Origin of the sequence: Streptomyces sp. CBMA123, assembly GCF_014596465.1 — a bacterium.
In the GTDB taxonomy this organism is placed as follows: domain Bacteria; phylum Actinomycetota; class Actinomycetes; order Streptomycetales; family Streptomycetaceae; genus Kitasatospora.
Map to the genome: position 1 here is coordinate 1 of NZ_MECK01000398.1, position 3,434 is coordinate 3,434.

General features: G+C 74.1%; 5 protein-coding genes. 2 read left to right on the forward strand and 3 right to left on the reverse strand.

What is annotated here, in order from left to right:
- The coding region (locus BG452_RS31640) for an SbcC/MukB-like Walker B domain-containing protein (RefSeq protein ID WP_317621318.1) at positions 1–913 on the forward strand (913 nt) is incomplete at its 5' end.
- 11 nt (positions 914–924) lie between these two features.
- Here the strand turns inward: BG452_RS31640 and BG452_RS31645 are convergent.
- Complete coding sequence (locus tag BG452_RS31645; protein WP_188307795.1) at positions 925–1,158, reverse strand: hypothetical protein; 234 nt, start codon at positions 1,156–1,158, stop codon at positions 925–927.
- Positions 1,159–1,248: 90 nt separating this feature from the next.
- On the opposite strand from BG452_RS31645, the gene BG452_RS31650 reads away from it, so the two are divergent.
- Positions 1,249–1,806, forward strand: a complete 558-nt coding sequence (locus tag BG452_RS31650) for a DUF1990 family protein (protein WP_188307794.1) — start codon at positions 1,249–1,251, stop codon at positions 1,804–1,806.
- Positions 1,807–1,815: 9 nt separating this feature from the next.
- Here BG452_RS31650 and BG452_RS31655 read toward each other — a convergent pair whose 3' ends face one another.
- Entirely contained in the window at positions 1,816–2,271 is a 456-nt protein-coding gene (locus BG452_RS31655; protein WP_188307792.1) for a YjbQ family protein, read from the reverse strand.
- Between the two features lie 207 nt (positions 2,272–2,478).
- Positions 2,479–2,748 (reverse strand): hypothetical protein, encoded by a 270-nt coding sequence (locus BG452_RS31660; RefSeq protein ID WP_188307793.1) that lies wholly within the window; start codon positions 2,746–2,748, stop codon positions 2,479–2,481.
- Positions 2,749–3,434 lie beyond the last annotated feature (686 nt).

A 3,434-nucleotide genomic window follows, 5' to 3' on the forward strand; every position in this document is an offset into this window, starting at 1 on the left:
CGAGGAGGAACTCGGCAAGGCCGCCGCCGCGGCGGGCTTCCCGGACGCCGCGGCGGCGCTCGCCGTGCTGTTGCCGCGCGAGGAGCGGGACGGGTTGGAGGCCCGGCTGGAGCGGCACCGCGCGGAGTCGGCCGCCGTCCGGCACGAGCTGGCGCTGCCCGAACTGGCCGAGGCCGCGACCCGTCCACCGGTCGATCTGCCCGCCGCCGCGGCCGCGCTCGACGCCGCCACCGACCGGCTCGGCCGGGCGCACGCTGCCCGGTCGGCGGCCCAGGAGCGCTGCGCGGCACTGGCCGCGATCGGCCGGAGCCTGGGCGACCTGGCCGCCGAACTGGCCCCGGCCCTGGAGCGGTACGGGCGGATCAACCGGCTCGCCGCGCTGGCCGCCGGCACCTCCACCGAGAACCGGCTGCGGATGCGCCTGGAGTCGTACGTCCTGGCGGCCCGGCTGGAGCAGGTCGCGGCGGCGGCCAGCGACCGGCTGGTCCGGATGTCCGGCGGCCGCTACACCCTGGTCCACAGCGACGACCGGGGCACCGGCAACAAGCGCTCCGGCCTGGCCCTGCGGGTGGTCGACGCCTGGACGGGCACCGAGCGGGACACCGCGACCCTCTCCGGCGGCGAGAGCTTCTTCGCCTCACTCTCCCTCGCCCTCGGCCTGGCCGACGTGGTCACCGACGAGGCCGGCGGCATGCCGCTGGACACCCTCTTCATCGACGAGGGCTTCGGCACCCTGGACGAGCAGTCCCTGGAGGAGGTGATGGACGTCCTCGACGGCCTGCGCGAGCGGGACCGCGCGGTCGGCATCGTCAGCCACGTCGCCGACCTGCGCAGCCGGATCCCCGCCCAACTGCTGGTCCGCAAGGGCCGGCACGGCTCCACCCTGGCCCTGGCCGGACGGGAGGACGCCTGAGCCGTGTCCGCTCAGCCCGAGCAGGCGATCCGCTGGGCCTGCTGCCAGGCACAGGTCGGGCACAGCGTGCTGCCCGGCTGATCGGCGGGCAGCACGGTCGGCTCACCGCACAGCACGCAGTCGGCCCGCGGCCCGACCGCCCCCGGCTCCTCCCTCAGTGCCGCTTCCGCGGAACCGGCGGGCGCGAGCTCACAGACCGCCGCGTCCCCGCTCACAACGCCCTCACCCGTCCCGGTCTCACTCATACCGCCTTCCTACTCCCCGCCCCCGCCCCGCCGCAAGGCACCTCGGGCCCGGGGTCAGGCCCGGGGGAGGAGGGGGCTAGCGTGAGCGGCATGGTTGGCGATCTGGAACGGCGGCTGCGGGCCGCTCGGGGTGCCGAGCCCACGTATGCCGAGGTGGGAGCCACTCGGGGCGGGCGGCTGCCGGAGGGGTACGGGCACCTGCGGCGGCGGGTGCACCTCGGGCGGGGGCCGGAGGTGCTGGATCGGGCCGGGCGGTATGTGCTCGGGTGGGGCAGTCAGTTGGGGACCGGGTTCGCGGTGCACCCGGGCGGGCCCGCCCGGGAAGGGGCCACCGTGCTGCTGCGGCTGCGCCTGCCGGGCAGCCGGTGGCCGCGGCTGATGATCCCCTGCCGGGTGGTGTGGACGGTGACGGAGCCGGACCGGGTCGGGTTCGCGTACGGGACGCTGCCCGGCCATCCGGAGTGCGGCGAGGAGTCGTTCCTGGTGTCGATGGACGCCGAGGGCGAGGTGTGGTTCGAGGTGGCCGCGTTCTCCCGGTTGTCGGCCTGGTACGCCCGGCTGGGCCGGCCGGTGGCGCTGCTCTGCCAGTACCTGGCGATCGAGCGCTACCTCGCGGCCGTGGCCGGGCACGTCGCCCGGGACCGGTAGCGGCCCGCCCTAACCGAGGAAGGACAGTCGGACGGTGCGGCGCGGGTTGTCCCCGTTGGTGTCGATCAGCACCACGGACTGCCAGACGCCGAGCGCCAGTTGGCCACCGAGTACCGGCAGGGTGGCGTGCGGGGCGACCAGGCCGGGCACCACGTGGTCCCGTCCGTGACCGGGGCTGCCGTGCCGGTGGCGCCAGCGGTCGTCGGCGGGGAGCAGTTGGCGCAGGGTGGCGAGGAAGTCGTCGTCGCTGCCCGAGCCGGTCTCCAGGACGGCGATCCCGGCGGTGGCGTGCGGGACGAAGACGTTGAGCAGTCCGTCGCGTCCGGGGGCCCGTTCGTCGAGGAACGCGGCGCAGCGGTCGGTGATGTCGAGCGCGACCTCGCGGTTGCCGGTGACGATCTCCAGGGTGGTGGTCTGGAAGGGCCCGGTCGACCCGGTCGACGTGGAGTGGTTGGTGTCCGCCATGGCGCCATCCTGACCCAGGTCAGCGGATCGGTCGTACTGCCTCGCCGACTGCCCACGCCGGGGTGTCGCCCTCGCGTAGGGTGAGAGGTTCAGACCAAAGTGAAGGTTCCGGTGTCCGGATACGCCGACGACCCGACGGACCGGTGGTCTGTCGGGTCGTTCGGGAACCGGTCCCGGGCCGAGGCCCCGGAGCCTGGCTCCAGAGTCTCAGCCGCGTCCGCCGAAGAGGCTCCGGCGCAGTCGGCGCAGCGGCGCCAGCAGCGACACCCGGGAGTGGCGACGACGGGCCGCCGCCGGGGCGTCGGCGCCGCGCGGCGTCAGTTCCCTTATCAACCCGAGCGCCTCGGCGGTGTCCACCGCCGGGAGCGCGGGTGCGCCGAGCACGGCCAGGTGTCGTTCGATCCGGCGGCCGGTCGCGCCGACACCGCACTGGACCGCCGGCACACGGGGCCGAGTCCGCACTTGCATGTGTTCCATCAGTTTTCCCACCCCTACGAGGCGCCAGGGCCGTGAGGCGAAGACTATCCGTGAGGGACGGCCTTCGCACAACCGTCCTTGGTGTTGTGCCACCGTACCGTGCGACGTCAACTGACGGTGCACCAGGGGCTGACCGGGCGGTCACGACTAGGCATCAATGATGGTGCACGACCGGCCATCCGTCATCAGGGCCAGGAGGCGCGGGGCCGGCGCCCGCGCCGACGGCATGCGCCGGGCGCACGGGGGCGGGCGGCCGGTGCGGTGGCCGTGTCGACGAATCGCCCCGGGCGCTCGCACCGAGAATCCCGCAGGAACTCCTGTGGGGACTCCTGCGGGAACCCCCGCCGGGCCCCTCCCGGAGTCCTGCCGAGACCCGGACCGGAGCCGCCCGCCGGAGTTCCCCATATAGGGGACAGCCGTCACATCGACAAAGCGATCACCGCGTCACCGTCCGACTTCATGAAGTGAACGCATTCGAGGGATTGACTCCGCCGATTCCTCCAAGCAATATCTGAGTCAACACGCAGGTGCCCGCACCGCACCAGCCGTGTGTTCGAGTCATGAATGGCTCGAGAAGGGCTCCGGCTCCTGCGGGCCACTGCCCGGCCACCTCGACGCTGCGGTGGCCAGGCCCGCGCGGTGCCCGGACCGGCGGCCGGCCGTAGAGGGTCGGCCCGGCCGCCACC

Excerpts from the sequence above, each read along its gene's own strand:
- BG452_RS31645 (WP_188307795.1), bottom strand. The coding sequence starts at position 1,158 with ATGAGTGAGACCGGGACGGGTGAGGGCGTTGTGAGCGGGGACGCGGCG.
- BG452_RS31660 (WP_188307793.1), bottom strand. The coding sequence starts at position 2,748 with ATGGAACACATGCAAGTGCGGACTCGGCCCCGTGTGCCGGCGGTCCAG.
- BG452_RS31650 (WP_188307794.1), top strand. The coding sequence starts at position 1,249 with ATGGTTGGCGATCTGGAACGGCGGCTGCGGGCCGCTCGGGGTGCCGAG.
- BG452_RS31655 (WP_188307792.1), bottom strand. The coding sequence starts at position 2,271 with ATGGCGGACACCAACCACTCCACGTCGACCGGGTCGACCGGGCCCTTC.